Here is a 26,483-nt window from a genome sequence, read left to right on the forward strand (position 1 = left end):
CCGAACGGAGACATGGCATGACCGACTGGACCACGGCAGACATCCCCTCTCTCGCCGGCAAGACGGCCGTCGTGACGGGGGCGACGGGTGGCCTCGGTTACGAGACGGCGATGGCGCTGGCAGGCGCCGGTGCCATTGTCATACTCACCGGACGCAACGACGCAAAGGGCCTGCAGGCGATCGAAGGCATCTGCGAGCGGTTTCCCAATGCGCTGATCGCCTTTGAGCCTCTCGATCTCGCTAGCCTCGCCTCCGTCGCCGATTTCGCCAGGCGCTTTGCCGCCGGCAACGAGCAGCTCGACCTCCTCGTCAACAATGCCGGCGTGATGGCGCTGCCGAAACGGCAGCAGACCGAGGATGGTTTCGAGATGCAGCTCGGCACCAATTATCTCGGTCACTACGCGTTGACGGCGCAACTGTTGCCGCAGCTTCGCCGCGCGAAGGCACCTCGTGTCGTCAATCTCTCGAGCCTTGCGCACCGCTCCGGCGCGATCAATTTCGACGATCTGCAGAGCAAGCATTCCTATCGTCCGTGGCGCGCCTATTGCCAGTCGAAGCTGGCGATGCTGATGTTTTCCCTCGAATTGCAACGTCGCAGCGACGCGGCCGGCTGGGGCGTGAGCAGCATTGCCGCGCATCCCGGCTTTGCGCGCACCGACCTGATTGCGAACGGGCCGGGCGCCAACACGTTCCAGTGGCGGATTGGCCGGCTGCTCCAGCCGCTGTTCAGCCAGTCCGCGGCCGAGGGCGCACTGCCGACGCTGCTCGCCGCGACTTCGCCCACGGCAGAGCCTGGCGGCTATTACGGCCCGAACGGATTCTACGAAATGAAGGGGGCGCCAGCGCCCGCGCGGATGATGCCACACGCGAAGGATTTCGCCACCGCTGCCATGCTGTGGGATGTCTCGGCGACGTTGACCGGAGTATCCTTCGACGAGATCGCGGCCGCGGCATGAGCCGCGAGCCCGCCAGGAACATCCCGATGCAAGTCATCATCTTCGGCGCGACCGGCATGGTCGGGCAGGGCGTTTTGCGCGAATGCCTGGTCGACACCGGCGTCGCCCGTGTGCTCGTGGTCGGCCGCAGCCCAACCGGCGTGCGCAACGCCAAGCTCACCGAGATCATCCACGTCAATTTTCTGGACTATTCGACGATCGAGGCCCAGCTCACCGGCTTCGATGCCTGCTTTTTCTGCCTCGGCGTGTCCTCGATCGGCATGAGCGAAGATCGCTACCGCCATCTCACCTATGACCTCACGCTTGCGGCTGCGACGACGCTGGCGCGCCTCAATCCGCAGATGGTCTTCACCTACGTCACCGGCGCCGGCACCGATTCCACCGAGCAGGGTTCGCGGATGTGGGCACGGATCAAGGGCAAGACCGAGAACGATCTCTTGAAGCTGCCGTTCCGGGCCGCCTACATGTTCCGGCCCGGCGCGATCCAGCCGCTGCACGGCGCCCGTTCCAAGACCGCCTGGGTGCAGGCGGTCTATACCGCAACCTGGCCGCTCTGGTCGGTGTTGCGCAGGCTCTCGCCGCGGCTCGTCACCTCGACCGAGCAGATCGGCCGCGCCATGATCCGCGTCGCCCGGGAGGGGTATCCGCGGAAGGTCCTGGAGATGGAGGATATCAATAGCCTCTAGCCTGCCTGCCCGTTAGTTTGAGCGGAAATTTCGGGGCCTGTGCGCGTTAAACCCTGTCCATTTCGAAGGAGAAGCGTCGGCGATGTCGCCCCAGCTCAAACTGATCGCCCTCGACGCCGACGATCTCGCCGTGATCTCGACCCATGTCCAGGACGCCCGTGTCCAGGCCTCTGACATCATCTGGCGGCAGAGCGAGAAGCGGCTTGTGGTCGGGATGAGCCGGCTGGACTGGGAGCAGACGCTGGAGGGCGAGGCCGAGCCGCGCCGGCTGGTCGCCGCGCTCCGCTTCGACCGCGTGCTCGCCTGCAAGTCGCGCAATATCGAGCTCGCCGCTCCCGACAAGGTCCTGGACCTCGTCGGCATCGAATTTCATCCCCGGGACGGGCGCGACGAGGAGCCCGGCGGCAGCGCCCTGCTCTTGTTCGCCGAGGGCGGCGCCATCCGGCTCGACGTCGAATGCCTGGAATGTGAGCTGACCGACCTCGGCGTCGACGCGCTGGGAACGGGGTTGGAGATCGAAGGGGAGGGATGAGGTGACCTGTATACCAGCCGCACCGGCTCAGGCCTGCGCCAGAACGGCGGCTTGCGAGGGTTGACGCCGCTTCCCCGCCGCGCCATTGAGCAGGGGACCTGGTGCGCCAATCCGCCCCAAAGACCAGCCAGAAGCCAAGCCAGATATGCCCGTTCGCCTCGACCGCAGCAGCGCCGATTTTGACCAGCGATTCGCGGCCTTCCTCGCCGCCAAACGCGAGGTCTCGGCCGACGTCGAAGCCGCCGCGCGCGCCATCGTCGACGACGTGGCAAAGCGGGGCGATGCCGCGCTGCTCGAGGCCACCGCAAAGCTCGACCGCTTGACGCTGGATGCGGCCTCCTTGCGCGTCTCGGCCGCCGAAGTCGAGGCCGCGAACAAGGCCTGCGAGCCTGCGACGCTGGATGCGCTCAAGCTCGCGCGGGACCGCATCGAAATCTATCACCGCCGGCAGTTGCCGAAGGACGAGCGCTTCACCGACCCGCTCGGCGTCGAGCTCGGCTGGCGCTATACCGCGATCGAATCGGCCGGCCTCTACGTGCCCGGCGGCACTGCGGCCTATCCGTCCTCGGTGCTGATGAACGCGGTGCCTGCAAAAGTCGCCGGCGTCTCGCGCCTGGTGATGGTGGTGCCGTCGCCGGACGGCAAGCTCAATCCGCTGGTGCTGGCGGCGGCCTCGCTCGGCGGCGTCACCGAGATCTACCGCGTCGGCGGCGCGCAGGCCGTGGCGGCGCTGGCGCACGGCACCGCGACGATCGCGCCGGTCGCAAAGATCGTCGGCCCCGGCAATGCCTATGTCGCCGCCGCCAAGCGGCTGGTGTTCGGCAAGGTCGGCATCGACATGATCGCCGGCCCCTCCGAGGTGCTGGTGATCGCCGACGACACCGGCAATGCCGACTGGATCGCCGCCGATCTCCTGGCGCAGGCCGAGCACGATGCCAGCGCGCAGTCGATCCTGATCACCGATTCGGCGCGCCTTGCCGCCGACGTCGAAAAGGCGGTCGAGGCGCAGTTGAAGACGCTACCGCGCGCCGCGATTGCCGGCGCGTCCTGGGCCGATTTCGGCGCCATCATCATGGTGAAGAACTTAAGCGACAGTATTCCGCTCGCGGATGCGATTGCCGCCGAGCATCTCGAGATCATGACGGCTGATCCCGATGCGCTCGCTGCGAAGATCCGCAATGCCGGCGCGGTGTTCCTCGGGCCCCACACGCCGGAGGCGATCGGCGACTATGTCGGCGGCTCCAATCATGTGCTGCCGACGGCGCGCTCGGCGCGATTCTCCTCAGGGCTGTCGGTGCACGACTTCATGAAGCGCACCTCGATCCTGAAATGCGGCCCGGATCAGCTGCGCGCGCTCGGTCCTGCCGCGATGACGCTCGGACAAGCGGAGGGGCTGGACGCCCATTCGCGTTCGATTGGATTGCGTCTCAATCTGTCATGACAGTGCTGCCCGAACAGGACGACTCGACCAATCGCATCGTCGGCGTCACACTCGACGAAGAATCGATCGGCCGTTCCGGGCCTGATATCGAGCATGAGCGTGCGATCGCGATCTACGACCTGATCGAGCAGAACCTGTTCGCGCCCGATGGCGCCGACGGGAAGGGCCCGTTCACACTGCATATCGGCATCACCGGCAACCGGCTGATGTTCGACATCCGCCGCGACGACGGCACGCCTGTCGTCGCGCATCTGTTGTCGCTGACGCCGTTCCGGCGGATCGTGAAGGACTATTTCATGATCTGCGACAGCTACTACCAGGCGATCCGCACCGCGACCCCCGACAAGATCGAGGCCATCGACATGGGTCGGCGCGGCATCCATGACGAGGGATCGCGTACACTGCAGGAGCGGCTGAAGGGCAAGGTGCGGGTCGACTTCGAGACCTCGCGCCGGCTGTTCACGCTCATTACTGTCCTGCACTGGAAGGGCTAAGCGCGATGGCGGGTCCGCCACGCGCACGCGATCCGCAATCGGTGCTGTTCGCCTGCGCGATGAACAGCGTGCGCTCGCCGATGGCCGAGAGCCTGTTGCAGCACATGTTTCCGCAGGGCCTCTACGTGAAATCGGCCGGCGCGAGGCGCGGCGAGCTCGATCCGTTCGCGGTGTCCGTGATGGCCGAGCTCGGCCAGGACATCTCCGCCCACAAGCCGCAGACCTTCGAGGAGCTGGAGGATTGGGAGGGGCTGAATTTCGATCTCATCATCACGCTCTCGCCCGAGGCGCACCACAAGGCGCTGGAGCTGACGCGGACGCTGGCGGCCGACGTCGAATATTGGCCGACGCAGGATCCCACCACCATCGAGGGCAGCCGCGACCAGAAGCTGGCAGCCTATCGCGACGTCTGCGACCAGCTGTTGATGCGCATCCGCCGGCGTTTTGCGAAGGTGGGCGCGGCGAGCGGGTAGCATTCGGCACCCGTAACACCGCCGTCACACACCGTGGGCACATGCTGTCGGAAGCCTCGAATCACCAAAGCTCGGGTTCCCGGGTTGTGAAATCAGCCCCCTTCCGATAGGTTCCGCGCGCAATTCACCCCCTGCTCATCCCCCAAATCACTGATGCTTGGCCGCCCCAAATTCGTACTTGCCTCCGGTTCGCCGCGGCGCCTGTCGCTGCTCAACCAGGCCGGCATCGAGCCGGACGCGCTCCGGCCGGCCGACGTCGACGAGACGCCGAAGCGGGGCGAGCTGCCGCGCGCCTGTGCCAATCGGCTCGCAAGGGCCAAGGCGGACGCGGCGCTCAAATCGGTGCAGCTGGATGACGAACTGCGCGGCGCCTTCATCCTCTCCGCCGACACGGTGGTGGCGGTGGGCCGCCGCATCCTGCCCAAGGCGAATCTCGTGGACGAGGCGGCGCAGTGCCTGCGGCTGCTGTCGGGCCGCAACCACCGCGTCTACACCGCGATCACCCTGGTGACGCCGCGCGAGGCGTTCCGCCAGCGGCTGGTCGAGACCCGCGTCCGCTTCAAGCGTCTCTCGGAAGACGACATCCAGGCCTATATCGGCTCCGGCGAATGGCGCGGCAAAGCCGGCGGCTACGCCGTGCAGGGCATCGCCGGCTCCTTCGTGGTGAAGATGGTGGGGTCCTACAGCAACGTCGTCGGCCTGCCGCTCTACGAGACCACGACGCTGCTCGGCGGCGAGGGCTTTCCGATCCGCTTCGGCTGGCTCAACGCCACCGCGGTGTGAGCCGGCCAGCCGCGGCCCAACAAAATCGCGAAAACAACCCCATGCACAGTAGAATGGCCTGACGGGGCGCATGCGCCGCCGGTACGAGGAACCCGTGTGCCGACAGGCTCTTGAACCCCTTCACCCCGTGCAAGCTGCCGACATCATGGACGACCACGTCAAAAAGCCCGCCAGCCCGCTCAAAACCTGCCCGATCTGCGGCAAGCCGCAATCGGAAGCCACCCGTCCATTCTGCTCGTCGCGCTGCCGCGACGTCGACCTGAACCGCTGGCTGAAAGGCTCCTACGTCATCCCCGGCCGCGACGATGACGTGGACGATGTAGAATAAGCAAATAATTTCATAGGCTTATTCGGCCGGTCGACGCGCCGCGCGCCAGCGGCGGCAGCTTGTGCACAGCCGGGCCGCGCCCGGCGAAGCCTCTTGGCGAAGCCGGGTGGACAGGCCGCTTCCGGCCCACTATAAACCGCCCGCTCGATGGGCTTTGGCCCCTCTCTTGGAGCACGCCCAGGTAGCTCAGTTGGTAGAGCATGCGACTGAAAATCGCAGTGTCGGTGGTTCGATTCCGCCCCTGGGCACCAATTGTCCTTATTCAGAGCGAGAAGCGCGAATCGCGACGCTAGGTCCGAATACCTGGCTTGAGCGCCTATAGCCTCTTGAACGTCAGTCCGCCGTTCCTGCCATCCGCTGGACGTCGACCGTCCTCTGAAAAGCCCTTCAGAATCGGGCGCCCCGCCGATCCTTCCTCCCAAGCGGCAATTACGCGGAAGGTTGCGAATCTCATAAGGCCATCGTGTTCGGTCTCATCGAAAGGTTCCGAAGCTACCTGGAGATTGACCTCATTTTTGCAACCGATTTGTCTGGCCTGCGGAACGAGATAGCTCGAAAAGATCCGAGGAAATTTTTCGAGACAAGCCCGAATGCGCGTGGGCGGGACGCAACGAGATGTCGAAGAAACTATTGCAGCGGAGCGTCTGTCGATGTTCTGCCACCGCTATTGCACTCGCCATTTCGATTGGCATCTCGGTCGGATCAGCATTTTCGCAGGAGAAGATGCGAGACCCGTTTGCCAATGCCCCAACGGGGCGCCTCTCGATTTCCGTGGAGCTCAAGGGGGCAGGCCGCCGCGACTTGCCGAACAAGGTTGAATGGTCGCGCCTCAAGGTCGGCCGCAAGCTCGAGGTGGAACTCGCCATGCTGGTCCCAGGGGCGAGCACGGTACCCGCGGTCAAGGTCGGCGGCATAACGAGGGATGACGTACAAATACCCGTCGGTATGCAAGCGATCGGGAAAGTTATCGCAGCGTGCGGGGAGGATGAGTCTTGTCGCGCGCGGGCAATGACGGTGATCGGCCAACGGTTGAAAGGAAATCCCGGCGCGCTTGGCGAGCTGAAGCAGGATGATACACGCTACGAGAACTGGATACCCGACCGTCGCGGCGTCTGCGCCACTGGCACAATCACGGTGGAAGACGAGGGCGACGGCGTCAACATTGCGCCTCCCGCACCTGCTGCACCCTATCGCTTCAGGCGCAGCGGCAAGCTTACCCTGCCCGTCGAGACCGCCGTGGTGATCGAAAGACTCTGCCGCGCCGATGTCACTGTCGACCGCCAGAGCGGCCTATTGAGTCTGAGAGTGGGGGCAGGTGCGATACCTGTGCCTGTCCGCCTCGAAGGCCAGGCCTTTACCAACGAGACTTCGGTACCGTTCCGCGAAGGTGGTGGCGACTTGGAGATACTGGATCAGAAGATCGATCCGCAGGCCCGCTCATGGCAAGGTGCTGGGCGCATCGAAAAGGCAGGCAGCGTCTCTCATAATTCCGGATCGGTGGTCGCGCCTGTTGCAGCGGCAATCACGTGGCGATTTGTACGAAACTGAGCTGATGCTCCAAAGCGCGATGAGATTGGGATGAATCGTCATCGCGCTTTAGGTTATTGTTTTGAGCATGATTTTTTCGGAAAACCGCTTCACACTTTTTCGGATCATGCTGTAGCCGGTCCGTCTCACGGTTTGCGCGACCGGTTTCGGACATCAGACGGCGTGGTGGCATAGCGTCGGCGGAACATGCGATTGAAGGCCGAAAGGTCCGTGAATCCGGCATCGTAGGCAATGTCGCTGATGCGGTTCGCGCGATAGCGCCAATCGACCAGCATGCGATACGCGCGTGCAAGCTTCTGGCCGTTGACGAATTCGGTGAAACTGGCTCCTTCGCTTTCGAACAGCCTGTGGATGTGACGCGGCGTGACGTGGTGGCGTGCTGCTACCGCAGTGACCGAAAAGTCGAGCTGTCCGATGTTCTCCATGACGTCGGCCTTGATCGCCCGCAATCGCGCCGCTCGCATGCCGCGATGCCCGGCGACCTCCGCGGCATCACGGCGAGCCCCGATCACGAGTGCTGCAAGATCGACGATGTGCGTTGTGACGACGCGCTGGACCGCGAGGTCGGTGATGGTGGCGTGGTCCCGAAACACGCTCAGATAATTGATCAGCAATCGGAGGGCATCCGTATCATGCGGAATGGGGCGGCCGAGGGCTGCGTCCAAATCGGGCACCAGCGGCGCGATCAGGTCACGGGCAATGCGAATGACGGTGAATGAGCCTCCTTCCGGCAGTGCCCACACGCCTGGGTCGACCGTCGTGCTGACAACAGTTTCGCCGGGACCGATCTTGGTCTCGCGGCCGCACTGCTGGATCACTCCGAAGCCACTCAACAGAATAGGCAGGCCAATACTGTCCGTGCTCTGTGCGATTAGTTGCGGCGTCGAGCGATAATTGGCAGCCGAGCAGGGGCCGGAAGCGACACCGAGGCCGGGTAACAGCCTCAGCGTGAGGTCGGCGCAAAAAGGTTCGCCGTCCAGTGGCTCAATCTCGACTTGGTGGATCAAGCGCCCATAGACCTCGCGCCAGATCGCGAACCGGTCGCGCTCAGGTATGTCAGCGGTGGAGAGGCGCAACGGGCCAATGTCATCGGGTGCGGTCATGAAAGCCATGATTGTCGTTTGCGAGGCCAATATCGCAGAGCCGAGAGGAGGCCGAAACCATTATTGTCGCTCTCGGCAAAGGGGGCGGTCCCTCCCAGCCAAGAAATGGCGTCCCGTTGGCCGGTAATAAGACGATATGATCGAGGGCTCTGCGGATCGGCCTGAACCGAATCTTACAACCGACGGCGGCGTCGTGAAGTCTCCGAAGCGTGTTGGTCAGGACGAGGATACGGCTCTGGTGCAGGACCCCGACACCGCGTTAACGCGGGAGCAGCGGGCAGCACTCGCCCTCGATGTTGCCTGGTTAGCCTGGCGCACCGAGTTTCGCCGGCGCATGATCCGGGAAGGCGTGCTGAAACACCCTTGGCGCAGCGTTTTCGAAGCCGACATGATCTTCAGCATGGTCGCTGTTCGTTGGCTCGAGAACCATCCCATCACGCTGAAAGAACTGGCGACCCATTTCCAGCTGTTCGCCACCGAGGCGACCGTAAGCCGCCATATCGACGACATGGAGGCAGCGGGGACGTTGCGGCGTATTCCCGACGCAAAGGATCGGCGGCGGTTGCTGCTGGTGCCTACGGAGCGCCTCGCCGAGATCGGCCGCACCTTTCTGCAGGCACGGGTCGACATCGCGCGCCAGCATGGATTCGTCTTCTGCCCGACCGAGGCGATCGACCACGACGAAGCAACGTGCGACTAGACCGCTTGCCGTCTGATCGTGGCGCCGGTCATCGCCATTGCGTCTTTGCGTCCCAGAACGTGAGTCGACCAAAAAATTGCAATTGATCCAGGCTGCTGGTCGCGTCCTGTCTTCGGTATAGGACAACACCAGACCTCATTGAGAGGTCCCAGATCCACCGCAAGGTTCGCTGTGAACCCGAGCGCGCTTTCGCGTGACCGGATGAGCATGCCTGTGCCTGCGATTTGCAAATTGCGAGGACAGCCGTGCTCAGACCAAAGACCTTCGTGCGATTTCTCTTGGCCACGAGCTCACTCGTTACCGCCGCGCTGAGCTCCAGCCCCGCAGCGCGCGCCCAGACGATCGATTATGCGAGCGGCGAGGTCCGCAGTATTCCGATCGACCTGGATGGGGGCGACGTCACACTCAACGTCGCCCCCGGGAACCCCGCATTTCAATCCGGCGACGTGATTGGCGCTAACGGCATCAACAAGACCGGGTCTGGGACCCTAGTGCTGTCCGGCGTAAGCGACTACGTTGGTGACACTCGGCTAGCCGGTGGGTTCCTCCTGTTCGGCGCGCAAGGTGCGCTGGGCCGCGGCAAGCTTATTCTCTCCGGAGGAGACGTCGGCTTCAAGGCCGGGGGCAGCCTGACCATCAGCGGCATGAGCCAGGATGATAGGATAATCAGCCGGTTCATGGTCAGTAACGGCGAGACCTTGCGCCTGAAGATCGCCAATGGCGGCTCCTTCGGAGCGGGGAAAGGGTCTATACTGTACCTCGGCGTCAATGGCTTCGGCGGTACGATCGAAATCGACTCGGCGGCGTTCGTCGGCGAAAAGTCCACGACGAACGTTCGGGCAGGCACGGTGCGTTTGGCGCGCTCCAGCGAATTCGGTCTCTCCAGCAGCCGCGGCGGGTTGGAGGTCGATCCGGGCGCCACCTACGACCTTAACGGCAACAGTGCCGGCGCCAGCGCCCTCTCTCTGTTCGGCGGGGGCGTCATCACCAATACCGCGGGCGACACGACCTCCTATGTGACCGTCGGAAGCGAGGGTAATTTCGCGGGCCGCATCGTAGACGATGCCGGACAGGTCGGCCTTATCAAGCAGGGCCTCGGTACGCTCATCCTCGGCGGTGTCAACACCTATACCGGCACAACGACAGTAAGTGCCGGCACATTGTCGGTGAACGGCTCGATCGCATCGTCGTTGCTGACGACGGTCAATGCCGGCGGCACACTCGGCGGCACCGGCACCGTGGGAAACACGGTTATCAACGGCGGCGGCGCGCTGGCGCCAGGCAACTCGATCGGAACGCTGAAGGTTGCGGGCAGTCTTACCTTCGCCGCTGCATCAAGCTACATGGTCGAGGTGTCGCCTGCTTCGGCGGACCGGACCAACGTCACGGGAACGGCGACGCTGGGCAGCGCCACGGTGAATGCGTCGTTCGCCTCGGGGACCTATGTCGCCAAGCGGTATACGATCCTTAACGCAGCGGGTGGTGTTAGCGGTACGTTCGGCGCGCTCGCCAACACCAATCTGCCGTCTGGCTTTCGATCCAGCCTGAGTTACGATACCAGCAACGTCTATCTCGATCTGGCGCTGAACTTCAGTTCGCCGTCATCCGGCCTCAACGTCAACCAGCGCAACGTCGCCAATGCGCTGACCACGTTCTTCAACACGAGCGGCGGCATTCCGATGATGTTCGGTGCGCTGGATCCGGCCGGCTTGACGCGGGTCTCCGGCGAGGTGGCGACCGGTGCGCAACAGAGCACATTCAATGCAATGAACCAGTTCATGGGCGTGTTGAGTGACCCGTTCATCGAGGGTCGCCGTCCCGCCATCGCGTCGCACGCCGGCGCAAATTCGTTTGCGGAGGAGCCAGCCCCGAATCCGACACGCCCGAGGTCGAATGCAGACGCTTATGCAGCGGCGGTCAAGGCGGGGGCGGGCAACCCATATTTGTCGGCTCAGCCCGTCAACCGCTGGAGTGTCTGGGCCGCAGGCTACGGCGGATCGCAGACCACGAACGGCAGCGTGAGTACCGGATCGAATACCGCGACTAATCGCATTTACGGCACCGCAGTCGGCGCGGATTACCGACTCTCCCCCGAGACGCTCGTCGGCTTCGCGCTCGCTGGCGGCGGAACTTCATTCAGCATTGCCAATGGCCTCGGTCGGGGGTCATCGGATCTGTTTCAGGCCGGTGCGTTCGTGCGACACAATGCCGGCAATGCCTATCTCTCCGGCGCGCTTGCCTATGGCTGGCAGGACGTCTCGACTGATCGAGCCATCGGCACCGATCAACTGCGCGCGAAGTTCAACGCTAACGCGCTCTCGGGCCGTCTCGAGGGCGGCTGGCATTTTGTGGCTCCCTGGATGGGGCTGACCCCCTATGCTGCGGCACAAGTGACACGGTTCGATCTGCCGACCTATGCCGAACGAGCGTCAACCGGGGCCGGCACATTTGCGCTGGGCTATGCTGCGAAGGATGTGACTGCAACCCGCACCGAACTGGGCCTTCGCGCCGACAAATCCTTCGCGATGCAGGATGCAATCCTGACCCTGCGCGGTCGCGCCGCCTGGGCACATGACTTCAATACCGAGCGCGGCGTCGCCGCGACATTCCAGACCCTGCCGGGTGCATCGTTCGTGGTCAATGGCGCCGCGCCGGCGCATGACAGCACGCTCACCACGGCGTCCGCCGAACTCAAATGGCTGAATGGCTTTTCGCTGGGTGGCACCTTCGAAGGTGAGTTCTCCACCGTTACCCACTCCTATGCCGGCAAGGGCGTGGTGCGGTACGCATGGTGAGCGGCGAGGGCAACTTGCGGACATCGGCGGATAGCCAAAGGCCTGACTGTTGGCATTATATAGCAATTTCAACGGCATAGGAGTTCGTAATTTTATTCTGAATGGCGCACCAAATCTACGCTTTTCCACGCTGGAGCACGATCTTGTACGATTGCGCCTCGCCAGATGATCGGCGCGAAGCGCGCTCGCGTATTTCTCTTCCTAGGGCTCGCTAAGTCTATGTACGTCAAATCCAGCGTTCAGGACCACGCTTCCGCACGCCCTTCCACGCCGGCCTCCGCGATCGACACTATCTGTTGACCGTCGACCAGCTCGAAACGGCATCGTACCGGCGCCTTCAAAGCAGCGACGCGTGGAAGAGGCATTTGGAAAACCGCGGCTCGCGGCGGTGTCTGGAATCAAGGCATCTAAGTCGTTCGGCAGGCTTGGCCGACCGCCTAGGCTCCCGCCACAAAGGCCGCGCGTCACACGCTCCGTTCGGCGCTGACAATCGGCGCTCGCGCTTTGAGCCGAGCCGGGTGGCTCTGGAAGCTGACGACGGAACGGTGCTCGAAGAGCTGCTTGAACCGCGGGCGAGCTTTGCCGGCCATGAGTTGCAAACGCCGTGGACGGAACTGCAACTCGCCTACTTCGCCGGCTGCGCCATGTGGACCTATCTGAACATGCCGTTCCTGCTCGCCTGGCCGAGAGTTGAGACCGAGGAACTGGAGCCCTGGCCGACCGATAGCGGCGACTGGCGCCGCCTTGCGGTGCGATTTCCGGCAGAGATCGCGACCCTGGACGAGTGAGGGAGGGGACAGACGCGTGATCTTCAGCAGCAGGCAATCGAGGCCCATGGCGGCCTCGTTGGCGTCGACATCACAGACTATCGCTTCGAGTGAGGTCGGCCGTCGGGACTCAGGCCTGGACGAGGTCTCCCAGCAAATTGGCTGCCACCGTCAGCTTGGCGAGCGTCAAGCCGCTGGCCGCGATCTCCTCGACCAAGCGGCGAACGCGCATCGCCTCAGGATGAGCCGCAATCCAGTCGCCGGTGGCCTGCTGGCCGGATTCGCCGTTTGCCAGCATGTTGGCGACCAGTGCTCTTTCCGCGGCCGCGATCTGGCCAACGGCACGATCGATGGCGAGACGTTCGTAATTATCGTTGGCCGGCACGCTGCGCGCGGCGGCGATGATCCGATCGAGTCTGAATTCGGCCTCGGCGGCGAAGAAGGTCGTGGCGGCGTCACCGATGGCCCGGTTGGTGCGCTCCGCGACGGTGACGATATCCGGTGCGGAGAGGAGCGCATCGAGATCGGCGAGTTCTGCGGCAAGGCCCGCCGGGACACCGGCATCGATCAGATCCTGCCGCCGCCTGGTGCGCCCAGCCTGCGAATCCTGCGGCAGGGTCTTGTCGAGCCCGGCGGCGATCTCTTGGATTCCGGGGCCGAAGCGTGCGATCACGGCGTCCAGACCGGCCTTGAAATCAGCATTGCGCACATACCAGACCATGCGTGAGAGCAGGAGATCCTGGATCGCCGCGTAGAGGCCGAGTTGCAATTGCCCGTCGATGCGGGTGTCGAGTGCATCGATCCCGGCATTGAGCCGCTTGAGGCCGTAGGATTCGTCCACCGCCACGAAGGCCATGACGATGGTGGCGATATCGGCGTCGGTCTCGTCGGTCAGGCGCACGACACAGGCCGGGCCGCCCCGGTTGATCACGGCATTGGCGAGACTGGTGGCGATGATCTCCCGCCGGAGCCGATGCAATTGTACCGCTGTCGGGAATTGCTCCTGCACCTGGCGCGGAAAATATTGGGATAGTTCGCGGGCGAGATAGGGATCGTCGGGTACGCCAGTCGCAAGCAGGTCGTCGTACAGCGTCAGCTTGGCGTAAGCGAGCAACACGGCAAGCTCGGGCCGCGTCAGGAGCTGGCTGCGTCTCGTACGCTCAGTGATCGCCGCATCGTCGGGCAAGAACTCCACGGCGCGGCTGAGCAGGCCGCGCTGCTCTAGCGACTGCATCAGTCGGGTGAGGAAGCTGATCTCGGCCACCCCTTTCCGTTCGGCCAGCGAAAGCGCCAGCGTCTGAAGATAATTGTTGCGCAGCACCAGCGCGCCGACCTCCTCGGTCATCGCGGCGAGCAGGCTGTTGCGGTCGCCTGGACTGAGGCGCCCCTCGCGCTCGGGGCGCGCCAGCGCGATCTTGATATTGACCTCGACGTCGGACGTGTTCACGCCGGCCGAATTGTCGATGGCGTCGGTGTTGAGCTTCACGCCCTTCTGTGCCGCCTCGATACGGCCGCGCTGGGTGACGCCGAGATTGGCGCCTTCGCCGATCACCCGGGCGCGGACATCGGCGCCTGTGATGCGGATCGGATCGTTGGCGCGATCGCCGGCCTGATCATCGCTTTCCGAGGACGAGCGGATATACGTGCCGATGCCGCCAAACCACAGGAGGTCCACGCGGGCCTTGAGGATCGCTGTCATCACCTCGAAAGGCGTGGCCTGCGGCTTGTCGAGATCAAGCAGTGTGCGCACTTCCGGCGCAAGCGGGATCGCCTTGAGCGAGCGCGAGAACACGCCGCCGCCTTGCGAGATCAGGGACTTGTCGTAGTCCTGCCAGCTCGATCGCGACAGGCTGAACAGGCGCTTGCGTTCGGCGAGGCTGACCGCCGGATCAGGCGAGGGATCGATGAAGATGTCGCGGTGATCGAACGCCGCGACGAGCTTCGTCGCCGGCGATAGCAGCATGCCGTTGCCGAAGACATCGCCCGACATATCGCCTACGCCGGCAACCGTGAACGGCTTGGTCTGGATGTCGGCGCCAAGCTCGCGGAAGTGACGCTTGACCGCCTCCCAGGCGCCTCGCGCCGTGATCCCCATCTTCTTGTGGTCATAGCCCTGACTGCCGCCGGAGGCGAAGGCATCGGCGAGCCAATGGTGCTTCTCGGCCGAGATCGCATTAGCGATGTCGGAGAAGGTGGCGGTGCCCTTGTCGGCGGCGACGACCAGGTAGGGGTCGTCGCCGTCATGCCGCACAGTCGAGTCGGACGGCACGATGGTGTCGCCGTCGAGATTGTCGGTGAGTTCGAGCAGCGTGCGAACGAAGATACGATAGGCTTCGGTGCCTTCCGCCATGAAGTGGTCGCGACCCGAGGGTGACGGCAGGCGCTTGGGCACGAAGCCGCCCTTCGCGCCGACCGGCACGATCACGGCATTCTTCACCTGTTGTGCCTTCACGAGGCCCAGGATCTCGGTACGGAAATCCTGCGGCCGGTCGGACCAGCGCAGACCGCCGCGCGCGACCTTGCCAAAGCGCAGATGAATGCCTTCGACGCGGGGCGAGTAGACGAAAATCTCGTACAGTGGTCGCGGTGCCGGCAGGGCCTCGATCTTGCGGGCGTCGAACTTGAAGGAGATCACCGGATGCGGATGTCCATCCTGACCGACCTGCCACAAATTGGTGCGGATGGTTGCCTGCACGAGATTGGTGAAGCGGCGTAGGATGCGATCTTCATCGAGCGAGGCGACGGATTTGAGCTGCTCCTCGATCTCGGCGACGAGAGCCATCTCGCGCGCCGAGCGCTCCGCAATCGTGAGTCCAAGGCGCGGATCGAGGCGGCCCTGGAACAGGGCGACGACGTTGGCGGTAATCGCGGCGTTCCTGCGCAGGGTCTCCCACATATAGTCCTGGGTGAACGGAGCGCGGATCTGATGGAGGTAGCGCGACAGCGCGCGGATCGTCGATACTTCCCGCCAACTCAGGGCTGTGCGCAGGATCAGTGCGTTGAACCCGTCGGATTCGGCGCGATCGCGGACCACCGCCATGATCGAGGCTTCCAGACGGTGGTTGAATTCACGGCTGATTGCGATCGGCTTGCCGTCGCTGGTCTCGATTGTCATATCGTGCAGCCATACCGGCGCCTGCCTGGTGCGCGGCACGATCTGATAGGTGCGTTCGTTGACCACGTTCAAGCCGTGATTTTCAATCACCGGTACGCGATAGGATAGCGACAGCGGTGCGGCATCCGAGAAGACCTTCAGGCCGAATCGTCTGGGATCGTCGTCCCCCGCGAGGCGGTAAACCGAAATCGTCACCGGTCGGGCTGAGGTGAGCTTTTCGATGGTGGTGATGTCGGCGATCGCCTGTTCGGCGCTGAATATCTCGGTGTAGCCGCCGGAAAAGGCCTGGGCATAGCGGCTTGCGAGCATGCGCGCCCGCATGCCGTCGGCAGACGCTGCGAGCGCGACCTTCAACTTGTCGGCCCAGGTCTCGGCAATGGCGCTGATCCCGGCTTCGAGTGTCTCGCGCTCGACGACCGGGGTCTTACCTTCATATCGCCCGATGATGTAGTGGACGCGCGCCAGTGATCCTTCGGGGAAGGACACGTAGGAGGCCGACAGGGTCCCCTTGTAGACCTGCGAGAGGAAGGCGCCGACGCGCGTGCGCACGTCGGTATCGTATTTGTCGCGCGGAATGAAGCAGAGGATGGAGACGAAGCGATCGAACTTGTCCACGCGTGCCAGCGCCCGGACCCGGGGGCGCTCATAGAGGATCAGGATCTCCATGACGAAATTGTAGAGCGTGTCGACGTCGATCTGGAACAGATCGTCGCGCGGATAATCTTCGAGAATATGCGTCAGCGCCTTGCCCGAATGGCTGTTCGGGTCGAAGCCGGCGCGCTGTAGCACCTGCGCCACCTTGTGGCGGGCGTAAGGGATTTGCTTGACCGATCGGGTATAGGCGCCGGACGTGAACAGACCGACGAGGCGCAATTCTCCTTCGAGCCGGCCGTCGGGGCTATAGAGCTTGATGCCCACATAATCCATCCGGATGCGGCGATGAACGCGGCTGGACACGTTGGCCTTGATCACGATGAGAAGGCTCGGCTCCCGCATGAACTCGCGAATTTCCGACGTCATCACCACCATTTCGCGACCGCGGCGCAGGACCTTCACCTCGGGATCGCGCAGGATGCCGAGGCCCTCGCCGGTCGTGATGTCATCCGACGCATCGCCGTCGGGGGAGAAGCGATATTCGCGCACGCCCAGGAAGGTGAAATTGTCCAGGCATAGCCAATGCAGGAACTGGCTGGCTTCGGCGATCTCGTCGATCGGCAGCGGCGGCGGATTGGTGGAGAAGATCTTGATCGCCTCCTCGATGCGGGCGCGCATGGGCTTCCAGTCGGTGACGCAGGCACGCGCGTCGTTCAACGTCATGGTCAACCCATCGACCAGCTTTTGGCGGTCGGCGTCGACGTCCATGCGGGCGATGTGGAGATGGATGAGGCTTTCGCGCGTGCCCCTTGCTCCCGCCGGCAGGGTTTCGCCATGGAAGCGCATCAGCTTGCCTTGCTCGTCGCGCTCCACGGCGATGATCGGATGGGCGACCAGGGCGACCTCGATGCCCTGCTCGGCTAGCTCGGCCAAAGTGGAGTCGAACAGGAAGGGCATGTTGTCGTTGAGAATTTCGAGCACGGAGATCTCGCGGCCATCCGGCATCGTCGGATTGACGATGCGGATATCGGCGTGCCCCGCCGTGCGCCGCTGTACATGTTCCCAGGCCTGCTCGGCCAGGAAGGCCAGCGAAGCGGCGTCGTGGTTGGCGAGATCCTCGCTATTGGTGTGGCCGAACAGGAGTTCGGCAAAAGTCCGGGGCGCGTTGCCTAGCTGCACGTTGGCCGCAGCATTGCGAATCAGGGTCGACCGGGCCTTGTCGTCACGCCACGCTTCCATAACGTCCTCCATCTCTCGCATCGTCCGATCGCAACCGCGATCATCAGTTTGCTTCTGGAGTTTCATCGCTTCGAGCGCCGTTATCTTGACCGAGATCCGGCGCCGCGAAATCTGCCCTCGGCACCTGATCTTACCACTCCGGCGGCCAAGGCGCGCGGAACCGCGGCAAAAAGGCCTACGACACGGCCGGGTCGCAGATGCCACGAGAAATCATAAGTGTATTCAATGGCATACGAGTTCTCAGTTTTGTTCGGAGTGGCGCACCATCCCTCTCAGTTTCGGACGCCCCCAGCTTCGCCGCATGCGTTCGCTGTACGCGTAGGGCCACAGCTGATATGCTTTTCGCCATTGGGTGAACGGCAGCTCGCCACCATACTTTTTCTGCGATGCCGGCCTTCTGATCGGACCTCGATCCCGCTCGCGCCTTTTCGCCTTGCTTCGACAAGAACGCTGAACAAATTTGTCAACGGCTGCCGCGTCCCCGCTCACATTGGGAGATGTGCCATGGCTGCATCGGACTGGCGTCTCGAAGGCGAATGGATGAAGAACTGCACCTGCGCGTTTGGCTGCCCCTGCGATTTCAACGCACGGCCGACCCAAGGCTATTGCAAGGGAATGGTCGCCATGCGGATCGCCAAGGGACATTTCGAAGGGACCAGGCTCGATGGTCTCTGCTTTGCGATCACGGTCGATTTCCCTGGGCCACTTCATGAGGGCAACGGGACAATCCAGCCCATCATCGACGAACGCGCCACGGCGGAGCAGCGGCAGGCGTTGTTCGATATCTTTTCCGGCAAGCATTCGGCCGAAGGTACGCTTTTTCAGATCGTCAGCATGATCGTGACCAAGATCCACGATCCGGTATTTGCGCCGTTCGAGTTTTCCTTCGACAAAGAAGGACGCGTCGCAAAACTCGTCGCCAGGGGTGTGCTCGAGACCGATGTCGAGCCGATCAAGAATCCGGTGACCGGTGATCCGCACCGCATCCAGGTGGTCATGCCCGAGGGGTTCGAACATCGGGCGGCCGAGGTCGCATCCGCCAACATCCGCTCGACCGGCGCGATCCCGTTCGAGACCCGCGGTACGCATAGCTCGCTCGCCAATGTCGTGCAGACGCCCGAGGGCGTAGCGGCATGATGCGGCGCTGACACCGAGACAAAACCTCGGTGTCAGCTCCTCATCGCCATGGACAAGTCGATGCAGGGGCGCTCGATACTGGAACATTTGCTCCACCGCGACCGGCTGATCGTCGCGATCGGGACCGCCGCAGTGGTGGCGCTCGCCTGGGCCTATCTCGCCGCGGGCGCCGGCATGGACACCGAGATGATGGCCGACATGCCGGACATGGCGCCGATGCCGTGGACGCCATTCTATGGCGTGCTGCTGTTCGTGATGTGGTGGGTGATGATGGTCGCGATGATGGCGCCGAGCGCGGTGCCCACCGTTCTCCTGTATGCGACCGTCAAGCGCAAGCAGGAGACTGCCTCCCGCGCCGCAATCGATACCTGGATCTTTCTCGCCGGCTATCTCGTGACGTGGGCGGGGTTCAGTCTCGCGGCGGTGGTGGTGCAGGGAGCGTTCGAACGCTTCGGATTGCTGTCGATGGCGATGGCAAGCACCAGCGCGATTCTGGGTGGCGGCATTCTGATTGCAGCAGGGGTATATCAGTTCACACCTCTCAAACAGGCGTGCCTGCGCTACTGCGAGAGCCCGCTGTTGTTTCTCAGCCGACATTGGCGGCCCGGCACGCGCGGCGCATTGCGAATGGGACTTCGCCACGGCAGCTACTGCGTCGGCTGCTGCTGGTTTCTGATGGTGCTGCTGTTCGTCGGCGGCGTGATGAACCCGGCCTGGATCATCGGCATCGCGCTCTATGTCGCCGGCGAGAAGCTGCTGCCGTTCGGCCGAAGATTGAGCTATGCGGCAGGCGGGGTCCTCATCCTGTCCGGCGCGATCGTTCTTGCGCGCGCAATCTGAAAAGGCCCAAAGGCGGCCAAAAATGTGCGGCTTTCGACTTGCCCATGTACCTGATTGCTCAAGGCCAGCCGACCTCCGTGATGATACGGATGTTTTAATCTGAAGAATTGAGCTTTACCCAAACACAAACTTAAGGCTGTTTCAGCTACCTTTGCGCTATGAACAGCACCCGCGCGCCGCTTTCGGCCGCGGGTGTCCCTGTGCAGTCGAGGCGGAGACAAGGCGATGCCAATACTGCGGGCGAGCGCAGTTCTGCCCTGGCGGCCGAAGCGGGGGTGCGCGTCGTGATTCCCGCAGGGGCAGTCCGCAAAGCCGGAAGAACGATCCTGCGGAATGGTCCGCTGCAGATCGCGTTGTTCTTTCTGCCCCTGGTCTGGATCGGCTATTTCGCAATCACCGCGTCGGAGCGGATGGACGCGGTCGAGCAGGCGCGGTCGCACGGCAACAGCGTCGCCGAACTGTTCGAGGAAAACACCGAACGCATCTTCGAGCGCGTCGATCAGTCATTGCTGGTGGTGCGAGCGCTCTACGCCCAGGATCCGCTCACCTTCAGCTTGAAGTCATGGTCGGACACGGCCCGCATTGCGACCGGCGACGTGGTTCAGTTCGCACTGATCGGATCGAACGGATACATGACCGAGACGACCGCGGGCTATTCCGGCCCGCCGCTTTTTCTTGGCGATCGCGAGCACTTCATCAATGTCATGGCGCAAGCCGACGATCGCCTCTACGTCGCCAAGCCGGTGCTGGGAAGGGCCTCGAACAAATGGACGATCCAGCTCGCAAGAAAGGTCTTCGACCTCGCGCGGAATCCGGCCGGAGTGGTCGTCGGCTCGATCAGCGTCGACGTGGTCGGCAGGTTCTACGACACGGCAAAGCTCGGCGTCGGCGGAACGCTGGTGCTCAGAAATGCCAATTACGTCGTGCTCGCCGCCCGGGGCGTGGACCAGGGCTCCGTGCTGGGACAACACGCACCCAGCCGCGTCGAGGGCGAGCTGGGTGACGGCTTCTATGTGCAATACTGGAACGAGAACCGACCGAACCGCAGTGACCGGTTGACCACGGCGCGCAGGTCGCGTGCGTTTCCGCTCATCTTCACCGTCGGCATTTCGGGGCAGGAGATTTATTCCCGCTCCGCCGTCAGGCAGAAGGTTTATCTCGGCGGCGCGCTGCTGCTTACGTTCATTATCCTCGCCGCGACGACATTCCATTGGCGACGGCAGCAGGCGCTGGATCGCGCTCACCGCGAGCGGCGCGATTTTGCCAGCAAATTTGAGGATGCGCTCCGGAACCTTCCCCAGGGCTTGAGCATGTTCGATGGCCGCGACCGCCTGATCGCATTCAACCCGCAATGGCTCGAACTCTATGGCCTCCTGCCGGAAGACATTCGGATCGGCATGCATTTCCGGGATATATTCGCAAAACAGACCGCCGTGCTCGACGTCGAGACCTATCTCGTCGATTTGAAGAACCGGCTCGCCCGGTCGGAGCAAATCTCGAACACCGTGCAGTTTCCCGATGGACGGGTCGTCTACATCTCCTACGGCCGGCGCGAGGGTGGCGGCTGGGTCGCTACTCATGAGGACATCACCGAGCGCAAGGCGTCGGCGGACCGCATCGAGCGGCTGGCGCATTACGACAGCCTGACCGGCCTTGCCAACCGCAACCTGTTCAAGGAGCGCATCGACGAGGCGCTGGCCAGCTCGCGCCGGCTGGAGCCTGGGTTCGCCGTACTCCTGCTCGATCTCGACAAGTTCAAGTCCGTCAATGATGCGCTCGGCCATCAATGCGGCGACGCGTTGCTGAAGCAGGTCGCCGACCGGATCAAGGCGCAGATTCGTGATGCCGATACGGCGGCGCGAATTGGCGGCGACGAGTTTGCCGTGATCGTGGCCGCGATGCGCGACGGCGCTGCAAGCCTGGCAGAGCGGCTGGTCCAGGCCATTGCCGAGCCCTATCACATCGATGGCCATCCCGTCGTGATCGGCTGTAGCATTGGCCTTGCGCTCGTGCCCGAGCACGGCACGCGGGTCGATGAGATCCTTCGCAACGCCGATCTTGCGCTCTACAGGTCGAAGAATGCCGGCCGAAGCTGCTTCCACCTTTATTCAGCGGAGCTCAAGGCGGAAGCGGATCAGCGCAACGTGCTCGAGATCGAGCTGCGCGAAGCGATCTGGCGCGAGGAGCTGGAGGTGTTTTATCAGCCCGTGATCGAGCTCGGCACCGGTCGGGTAAAATCGGTCGAAGCCCTGGCGCGCTGGCATCACGGCACCAGGGGCTACATTCCTCCGGCTGAGTTCATTGCGGTTGCGGAGGCGGGGGGCTTGATCGTCGAGCTCGGCAATCAGGTGCTGGCCCGGGCCTGTCGCGATGCGATGAGCATGCCGGCCGACGTCAAGGTCGCTGTCAATCTCTCTGCCCTGCAATTTGCCGGCACCAATCTCGTCGACACCGTGACGTTTGCGTTGGCGCAGAGCGGCCTTCCGCAAACCCGGCTCGAGCTCGAGATCACCGAGAGCGTATTTCTCGCCGACACCGAGGAGAACCTCAAGACGCTCCAGCGCCTCAAGGCGCTCGGCGTCTCAATTGCCCTCGACGATTTCGGTGTCGGATACTCGTCTTTGTCCTATTTGACGGCCTTTCCTTTCGACAAGGTCAAGATCGACAAATCGTTCATCGACAGGATCGATCGCTGCGAGACCGTCGCCGTGCTGAAGTCCATCGTGCAGCTCGCGAAGACGTTGAAGCTCTCGATCGTCGCCGAGGGGGTCGAGTCCTTCGAGCAGGTCAAACGGCTCCAGTCACTCGGCATCCCGCTCGGCCAGGGATTTCACTTCAGCAAGCCCGTGCCGTTCGCCGGCCTCTCGTGGCAAAGCCCCCCGGCGCGACGGAAACGGCGGGCGGCGTGAGCTGAATGCCTCCGGCGTTTGCCATCATCGCCCGCCGCCCAAGAGCAGGAAAGCTGAGCAGGTGAAGGCTCCCTTTGAATAGCTTGGAAGGGGGAAGATTTGGTGGTTCCCTGGCACGTTAAGCTTCCGCTGAGAGGCGAAGGACCGCACCGCGTGGAACCAATTCCCGAGCCCAATCGCACCCGCCGATCCTGGCACTCCACTTGCTGAGTCATGACCAAAGCCGGGCCTCGGCAGGGAGGCCCGTTTCAGGTTGAGGCATGCGATGCAAGAAATGTCCCGTTCTGGTACTGCCGGAGAACTCCGGCTCGATGCGCTGATCGCCGATTTGTGGTGGCGCGTTCGGCTGTTGAATACCGACATTCTCGAGGAGGAAGCCAAAGCCGGGGTGTTTGACGTGCAGCAGCCGACCTATCCGCTGCTTGCACTCAACCTCCGAGCGCGGCGCGACAATCTGGTCTCCACGATCGGCGTGCTCGAGCAGCGTGCGAAGTCGGTGTCGGAAGCGGCTTGAGAGCGGCCACCAATTGATGGCGGCGATCGATCGCGACGGCATCAGCCGGGCGATCGACACCTCCTCGCCATCGTAATGATGGGGCGAAGTGCTTCCGCCGTTCTCCGCCGCAAGCTCATCGCGACGGCCGTGCTAAAGCGCGATGAGATTAGGATGAAACATCATCGCGCTTCAGTTTATTGTTTGAGCATGATCTTTTTGGAAAACCGCTGCACACTTTTCCGGATCATGATCTAGAATTCGCACACGTCAGGATGCAATAGCGGTCCCCGCTTGATCCAAACGCGGGCGCCCTCCGCGCCAACCTGCGCATGCAGATTCACGCCCGCCGGCAGACGCCCCCAATCCTGCGGGCTCATCGCCTCGCCGTCGACCGTGAGGCCGCCCGACACCAACAGAAACTCCAAGCCGCCCGAATTCTCCACTATGACGGTCGCGGTCGCCCGCCAGTCCTCCAGCAGAACCGTTTCATGGCCATCATCGAACAACACTGTTGCGGCGCTTGCGCCGGGGCGCGGCTCCGCGGGCTGACCTTCGCCCGGCAGGCGGACGGTCTGCGCCCTGTCGTCAGCGCGGAACTGCCATAGCCGCACGAAGATCGTGCAGCCGCCCTGTGATGCGGGTGCATGCGAGGTGCCCGGCGGATTGCGCACATAGGTCCCGGTTGGATAATCGCCCTCGTCGTCCTGGAAGACGCCTTCCAGCACCAGAAACTCCTCCCCGCCGCTATGCACATGGCGCGCAAAGGCGCTGCCGGGCGCATAGCGGACGATCGAGGTGGCGCGCGCCTTCTCCTCGCCGATCCGAAACAGCATGCGGCGGTCGACGCCGGGCGCCGGACTCGGGATCCAGTCCTCCTGCGAGGCGTGGGCGATGACAGGGCGAGAAAGGTCGTCATTGATGCGCATGATCAGATCTCCGCAAATCCGCCGTCGACATTGATCTCGGCTCCAAGCAGGTAGCGCGAATCGTCGCCGGCCAGGAATGTCACCGCCGCCGCGATCTCCTCCGGTTTACCCATGCGGCCGGCTGGAACCTTGGAGCCGACCTTATCAGCATAAGCCCTGAACTCCTCTTCGGTCTGCCCGGGTGCGCGATGGATCGGCGTGTCGATCGGACCTGGGCTGACTGCATTGACGCGGATTTTTCGGGCGACAAGCTCCGCCGCCAACACGCGTGTGAAGGACCGTACGGCCGCTTTAGAGGCAGACAAGACCGCCCGGCCCGGCGTGCCGACCTGACCCAGCCATGAGGTGTTGAGAATGATCGAGCCGCCATCGGCCATGATCGGAAGCACTGCTTGGACCGTGAAGAATACGCCCTTCACATTGATGTCCATCAGGCGGTCGAAGCTCTCTTCGTCGGTCGTTTCAATCGGCGTTCCATAGGCGACGCCGGCATTGGCGAAGAGGATGTCGAGCTTGCCGAAGGCGTGGCCGACGATCTGCACCATCGCCTTCAGATCGGCAAGGGAGCGCACGTCGGCGCTGATCGTGAGCGTATCGCCGCCGACTTCCTGACGCGCGGCCTCCAGCTTGGCCGCATCAGTGCCGGTGATGGCGATGCGGACGCCCTCAGCGCGAAGCCGCTTGGCCGTGGCAAGGCCGATGCCACTATTGCCGCCGGTGATGAGCGCGGTCTTTCCGTTCAGCATGTGATGGTCTCCTGTGCATCGATCAATCGGGCGAGGACCTGCGCCCGCCAAAGCGATCTCTCGCCTCAAGCAGATGGAAGTCGATGCCGGCCGCATCGAGCAGACGCGCGGCGTAAAGGCCGGCAAGACCGCCGCCCACAATGGCTACCTTGGTTCGCATGCTCATTTTTCGCAACTCGTGCGCCAGTCCACGTGTGTCGCTGTGACGATCATGTTGAAGGGTGCTCCCGAGAGCACCCTTCGATGATTCAGGCGAGGCGGTTCGCGAGAGCTTCCGCAAGCGGCACGGCGGAGGCGGGGCTCTGACCTGTCATCAGCACGCCATCGACGACCACGTTCGGCTCCCAATTGGCCTTGCTCTGATATTTGGCTCCGCGATTCCTGAGCTCGTCCTCGAGCGAGAACAGAAGATGGTGCAACAACTCGATTTCGGTGTCTTCCGCGTTCTTGAAGCCGGTCAGGTTCAGGCCGTTGACGAGATATTGGCCGTCGTCCTTCTTGACGTCGCGCAGGATAGCGGGCGCGTGGCAGACCATCGCGATGGGACGCTGCGCGTTGTGGAAGTCACGGATCAGCTTGATCGCGTAGGAATCCGACGCGAGATCCCAGAGCAGGCCATAGCCACCGGGGAAGAACACGGCATCGTACGTGCGGTAGTCGATATTGCGCAGCTTCCGGGTGTTGCGGGCAGCGAACATTGCGACCGGATCAGCGAGGAAGCGCTCGGTATATTCGGTGGTGAACGGCGACTTCATGCTGAGGAGGTCGATCGGCGCTTCGCCGCCCCGTGGGGAAGCAAAGACGACCTCAAAGCCGGCCTTGGTGAGGATGTAATAGGGGGCCGCCAGTTCGTGGAACCAGGTGCCCGTCTGCTTGCCGCTGATCCCCATCTCGTCGACCGACGACATGATGAGGAGGATGCGCTTTTGTCGGTTGCCAGTGCTCATAAATTTTCCTTCAGGTGATCAGAGCTTTGCGGATATCTACCTGTCGACAGGTAGATAATGATGGCGCACATACAGCTTGTCAGGCGCGATAGCAAGATCTACCTGTTAACAGGTAGGTGAACGACTTGGCAGACTGGAAGGCTATGACCGACACGGTGGAAGCAATCATGGACGCGACGGAGCGTCGAATCCGGGAGGCTGGCTATAGCGGCTTCAGTTTTCGAGAGGTCGCCGCCGACGTCGGGGTGAAGAGCGCGAGCATCTACTATCATTTCCCGACCAAGAGCGCACTGGCGGCCGCTGTGGCTCGACGTTACAACCAACGCGTGGTCGCGGCCGCCGATGCCGGGGTCGCCGCCGGACAGAATGTGGTCCAGGCCTGGCGGGCGGTGTTTCGCAGCGCCCTCGATGATGGCGCCAAGATGTGCCTCTGCGGATCGCTCGGCGCTACCGTCCCCGACCTGGCGCCGGACGTGGCCCATGAGGTACGGCAGTTTTTCCAGGCGGGCATCGCCAGCCTCGTCGCCGGCGGCCTCACCGAACAGCGTGCGACCCAGGTGCTCGCGACGCTCGAAGGCGCGATCCTGATGGCCAGCGCACAGGGCGATCCGACCCTCTTCGACCGCGCAACCGAAGCGCTCGGTTGAGGCGGAGTCGCGCCGACATCGAGGAGGGGAAGCTCCATAGCGGCCTCCGATAAGGATTCGCGCTTCACCGGAAACGTCAGCGACTTCGCCAGCCTCACCCGGTCGACCGAGCGCCGGCAGCCGGTCTCTTTGAAGAAATGAAAAGGTGGCTCTTCACGGTGCTGACGGACACACCCAGCGTATTGCAGCAGCGTGGCACTCGCTGCGGGCTGGCGTTGAAGTCGCGGCGGCTACTCTCGTGCCTCTTCCTCCGATCGAACGACGCACGGTCGCCAGCAGGA

At 63.2% G+C, this 26,483-nt stretch carries 22 protein-coding genes, 1 tRNA gene and 1 pseudogene; 18 read left to right on the plus strand and 6 right to left on the minus strand.

Annotated elements, in window-relative coordinates; translation table 11 throughout:
• Positions 1–17: 17 nt before the first annotated feature.
• From BM190_RS10155 to BM190_RS10200, 10 genes are all read left to right on the plus strand, one after another.
• The gene (locus tag BM190_RS10155; RefSeq protein WP_092254067.1) at positions 18–956 is read left to right on the plus strand and encodes an SDR family oxidoreductase; all 939 of its coding nucleotides are present in this window, start codon (positions 18–20) and stop codon (positions 954–956) included.
• A gap of 26 nt (positions 957–982) precedes the next feature.
• Positions 983–1,642: an NAD-dependent epimerase/dehydratase family protein gene (locus BM190_RS10160; protein ID WP_177237014.1), complete on the plus strand. Its 660-nt coding sequence runs from the start codon at positions 983–985 to the stop codon at positions 1,640–1,642.
• 82 nt (positions 1,643–1,724) lie between these two features.
• The gene (locus BM190_RS10165) at positions 1,725–2,174 is read left to right on the plus strand and encodes a DUF2948 family protein (protein WP_092254070.1); all 450 of its coding nucleotides are present in this window, start codon (positions 1,725–1,727) and stop codon (positions 2,172–2,174) included.
• Between the two features lie 145 nt (positions 2,175–2,319).
• A complete protein-coding gene (hisD, locus tag BM190_RS10170; RefSeq protein ID WP_092254072.1) occupies positions 2,320–3,615 on the plus strand; it encodes a histidinol dehydrogenase in 1,296 nt (431 codons plus the stop codon).
• Positions 3,612–4,109, plus strand: a complete 498-nt coding sequence (locus BM190_RS10175) for a UPF0262 family protein (protein ID WP_018321266.1) — start codon at positions 3,612–3,614, stop codon at positions 4,107–4,109. The genes hisD and BM190_RS10175 overlap by 4 nt, the downstream gene beginning before the upstream one ends.
• 5 nt (positions 4,110–4,114) lie before the next feature.
• Positions 4,115–4,582 carry an arsenate-mycothiol transferase ArsC gene (locus tag BM190_RS10180; RefSeq protein ID WP_018321267.1) on the plus strand — a complete coding sequence of 156 codons (468 nt, stop codon included), beginning with the start codon at positions 4,115–4,117 and terminating at the stop codon, positions 4,580–4,582.
• A 153-nt stretch (positions 4,583–4,735) separates the two neighbouring features.
• Positions 4,736–5,365, plus strand: coding sequence for a Maf-like protein (locus BM190_RS10185; protein ID WP_018321268.1), 630 nt, complete (start codon positions 4,736–4,738; stop codon positions 5,363–5,365).
• 145 nt (positions 5,366–5,510) lie between these two features.
• Complete coding sequence (gene yacG / locus BM190_RS10190; RefSeq protein WP_026202520.1) at positions 5,511–5,693, plus strand: DNA gyrase inhibitor YacG; 183 nt, start codon at positions 5,511–5,513, stop codon at positions 5,691–5,693.
• A 175-nt stretch (positions 5,694–5,868) separates the two neighbouring features.
• Positions 5,869–5,944: transfer RNA gene (locus tag BM190_RS10195), tRNA-Phe, on the plus strand.
• Positions 5,945–6,308: 364 nt separating this feature from the next.
• On the plus strand, positions 6,309–7,241 hold the full coding sequence (locus BM190_RS10200; RefSeq protein WP_143109033.1) for a hypothetical protein: 933 nt from the start codon (positions 6,309–6,311) through the stop codon (positions 7,239–7,241).
• Between the two features lie 125 nt (positions 7,242–7,366).
• Here the strand turns inward: BM190_RS10200 and BM190_RS10205 are convergent, their stop codons facing one another.
• Complete coding sequence (locus BM190_RS10205) at positions 7,367–8,353, minus strand: helix-turn-helix domain-containing protein (protein WP_092254076.1); 987 nt, start codon at positions 8,351–8,353, stop codon at positions 7,367–7,369.
• A 127-nt stretch (positions 8,354–8,480) separates the two neighbouring features.
• On the opposite strand from BM190_RS10205, the gene BM190_RS10210 reads away from it, so the two are divergent.
• The 3 genes from BM190_RS10210 to BM190_RS41070 all read left to right on the plus strand — a co-directional run bounded on the left by BM190_RS10210 (position 8,481) and on the right by BM190_RS41070 (position 12,627).
• On the plus strand, positions 8,481–9,044 hold the full coding sequence (locus tag BM190_RS10210; protein ID WP_092254078.1) for a MarR family winged helix-turn-helix transcriptional regulator: 564 nt from the start codon (positions 8,481–8,483) through the stop codon (positions 9,042–9,044).
• 245 nt (positions 9,045–9,289) lie between these two features.
• Positions 9,290–11,839 carry an autotransporter family protein gene (locus tag BM190_RS10215; RefSeq protein WP_177237015.1) on the plus strand — a complete coding sequence of 850 codons (2,550 nt, stop codon included), beginning with the start codon at positions 9,290–9,292 and terminating at the stop codon, positions 11,837–11,839.
• 296 nt (positions 11,840–12,135) lie between these two features.
• A complete protein-coding gene (locus tag BM190_RS41070) occupies positions 12,136–12,627 on the plus strand; it encodes a hypothetical protein (RefSeq protein ID WP_244550631.1) in 492 nt (163 codons plus the stop codon).
• Positions 12,628–12,736: 109 nt separating this feature from the next.
• Here BM190_RS41070 and BM190_RS10225 read toward each other — a convergent pair whose 3' ends face one another.
• Positions 12,737–17,566: an NAD-glutamate dehydrogenase gene (locus tag BM190_RS10225; RefSeq protein ID WP_092254082.1), complete on the minus strand. Its 4,830-nt coding sequence runs from the start codon at positions 17,564–17,566 to the stop codon at positions 12,737–12,739.
• Between the two features lie 492 nt (positions 17,567–18,058).
• Here BM190_RS10225 and BM190_RS10230 point away from each other — a divergent pair, with 492 nt between their 5' ends.
• The 4 genes from BM190_RS10230 (at position 18,059) to BM190_RS10245 (ending at position 22,954) form a co-directional block, all read left to right on the plus strand.
• Positions 18,059–18,691 (plus strand): DUF1326 domain-containing protein, encoded by a 633-nt coding sequence (locus BM190_RS10230; RefSeq protein ID WP_092254084.1) that lies wholly within the window; start codon positions 18,059–18,061, stop codon positions 18,689–18,691.
• Between the two features lie 60 nt (positions 18,692–18,751).
• A complete protein-coding gene (locus BM190_RS10235) occupies positions 18,752–19,531 on the plus strand; it encodes a DUF2182 domain-containing protein (RefSeq protein WP_244550632.1) in 780 nt (259 codons plus the stop codon).
• A 353-nt stretch (positions 19,532–19,884) separates the two neighbouring features.
• A complete protein-coding gene (locus tag BM190_RS10240) occupies positions 19,885–22,440 on the plus strand; it encodes a bifunctional diguanylate cyclase/phosphodiesterase (protein ID WP_177237016.1) in 2,556 nt (851 codons plus the stop codon).
• 265 nt (positions 22,441–22,705) lie between these two features.
• On the plus strand, positions 22,706–22,954 hold the full coding sequence (locus tag BM190_RS10245) for a hypothetical protein (protein ID WP_026202521.1): 249 nt from the start codon (positions 22,706–22,708) through the stop codon (positions 22,952–22,954).
• A 233-nt stretch (positions 22,955–23,187) separates the two neighbouring features.
• Here the strand turns inward: BM190_RS10245 and BM190_RS10250 are convergent, their stop codons facing one another.
• From BM190_RS10250 to BM190_RS10265, 4 genes and pseudogenes are all read right to left on the minus strand, one after another.
• Positions 23,188–23,862, minus strand: a complete 675-nt coding sequence (locus tag BM190_RS10250) for a cupin domain-containing protein (protein WP_092254090.1) — start codon at positions 23,860–23,862, stop codon at positions 23,188–23,190.
• A 2-nt stretch (positions 23,863–23,864) separates the two neighbouring features.
• On the minus strand, positions 23,865–24,608 hold the full coding sequence (locus tag BM190_RS10255) for an SDR family oxidoreductase (RefSeq protein ID WP_092254092.1): 744 nt from the start codon (positions 24,606–24,608) through the stop codon (positions 23,865–23,867).
• A 25-nt stretch (positions 24,609–24,633) separates the two neighbouring features.
• Positions 24,634–24,888 (minus strand): annotated as a pseudogene (locus tag BM190_RS41740) (NAD(P)-binding protein); the annotation flags it as partial.
• Positions 24,857–25,555 carry a type 1 glutamine amidotransferase domain-containing protein gene (locus BM190_RS10265; RefSeq protein WP_092254094.1) on the minus strand — a complete coding sequence of 233 codons (699 nt, stop codon included), beginning with the start codon at positions 25,553–25,555 and terminating at the stop codon, positions 24,857–24,859. The gene BM190_RS10265 and the pseudogene BM190_RS41740, both read right to left, overlap by 32 nt.
• A 143-nt stretch (positions 25,556–25,698) precedes the next feature.
• On the opposite strand from BM190_RS10265, the gene BM190_RS10270 reads away from it, so the two are divergent.
• Positions 25,699–26,202, plus strand: coding sequence for a TetR/AcrR family transcriptional regulator (locus tag BM190_RS10270; protein ID WP_018321281.1), 504 nt, complete (start codon positions 25,699–25,701; stop codon positions 26,200–26,202).
• The last annotated feature ends 281 nt before the right edge of the window (positions 26,203–26,483 follow it).

The organism is Bradyrhizobium sp. Rc3b (assembly GCF_900114915.1).
Lineage (GTDB): Bacteria > Pseudomonadota > Alphaproteobacteria > Rhizobiales > Xanthobacteraceae > Bradyrhizobium.

What these genes read in the sequence shown, in the direction of transcription:
- BM190_RS10155 (WP_092254067.1), top strand. Translation starts at nt 18, where the DNA reads ATGACCGACTGGACCACGGCAGACATCCCCTCTCTCGCCGGCAAGACG.
- BM190_RS10160 (WP_177237014.1), top strand. Translation starts at nt 983, where the DNA reads ATGCAAGTCATCATCTTCGGCGCGACCGGCATGGTCGGGCAGGGCGTT.
- BM190_RS10165 (WP_092254070.1), top strand. Translation starts at nt 1,725, where the DNA reads ATGTCGCCCCAGCTCAAACTGATCGCCCTCGACGCCGACGATCTCGCC.
- hisD (WP_092254072.1), top strand. Translation starts at nt 2,320, where the DNA reads ATGCCCGTTCGCCTCGACCGCAGCAGCGCCGATTTTGACCAGCGATTC.
- BM190_RS10175 (WP_018321266.1), top strand. Translation starts at nt 3,612, where the DNA reads ATGACAGTGCTGCCCGAACAGGACGACTCGACCAATCGCATCGTCGGC.
- BM190_RS10180 (WP_018321267.1), top strand. Translation starts at nt 4,115, where the DNA reads ATGGCGGGTCCGCCACGCGCACGCGATCCGCAATCGGTGCTGTTCGCC.
- BM190_RS10185 (WP_018321268.1), top strand. Translation starts at nt 4,736, where the DNA reads ATGCTTGGCCGCCCCAAATTCGTACTTGCCTCCGGTTCGCCGCGGCGC.
- yacG (WP_026202520.1), top strand. Translation starts at nt 5,511, where the DNA reads ATGGACGACCACGTCAAAAAGCCCGCCAGCCCGCTCAAAACCTGCCCG.
- BM190_RS10200 (WP_143109033.1), top strand. Translation starts at nt 6,309, where the DNA reads ATGTCGAAGAAACTATTGCAGCGGAGCGTCTGTCGATGTTCTGCCACC.
- BM190_RS10205 (WP_092254076.1), bottom strand. Translation starts at nt 8,353, where the DNA reads ATGGCTTTCATGACCGCACCCGATGACATTGGCCCGTTGCGCCTCTCC.
- BM190_RS10210 (WP_092254078.1), top strand. Translation starts at nt 8,481, where the DNA reads ATGATCGAGGGCTCTGCGGATCGGCCTGAACCGAATCTTACAACCGAC.
- BM190_RS10225 (WP_092254082.1), bottom strand. Translation starts at nt 17,566, where the DNA reads ATGGAGGACGTTATGGAAGCGTGGCGTGACGACAAGGCCCGGTCGACC.
- BM190_RS10230 (WP_092254084.1), top strand. Translation starts at nt 18,059, where the DNA reads ATGGCTGCATCGGACTGGCGTCTCGAAGGCGAATGGATGAAGAACTGC.
- BM190_RS10235 (WP_244550632.1), top strand. Translation starts at nt 18,752, where the DNA reads ATGCAGGGGCGCTCGATACTGGAACATTTGCTCCACCGCGACCGGCTG.
- BM190_RS10245 (WP_026202521.1), top strand. Translation starts at nt 22,706, where the DNA reads ATGCAAGAAATGTCCCGTTCTGGTACTGCCGGAGAACTCCGGCTCGAT.
- BM190_RS10250 (WP_092254090.1), bottom strand. Translation starts at nt 23,862, where the DNA reads ATGCGCATCAATGACGACCTTTCTCGCCCTGTCATCGCCCACGCCTCG.
- BM190_RS10255 (WP_092254092.1), bottom strand. Translation starts at nt 24,608, where the DNA reads ATGCTGAACGGAAAGACCGCGCTCATCACCGGCGGCAATAGTGGCATC.
- BM190_RS10265 (WP_092254094.1), bottom strand. Translation starts at nt 25,555, where the DNA reads ATGAGCACTGGCAACCGACAAAAGCGCATCCTCCTCATCATGTCGTCG.
- BM190_RS10270 (WP_018321281.1), top strand. Translation starts at nt 25,699, where the DNA reads ATGACCGACACGGTGGAAGCAATCATGGACGCGACGGAGCGTCGAATC.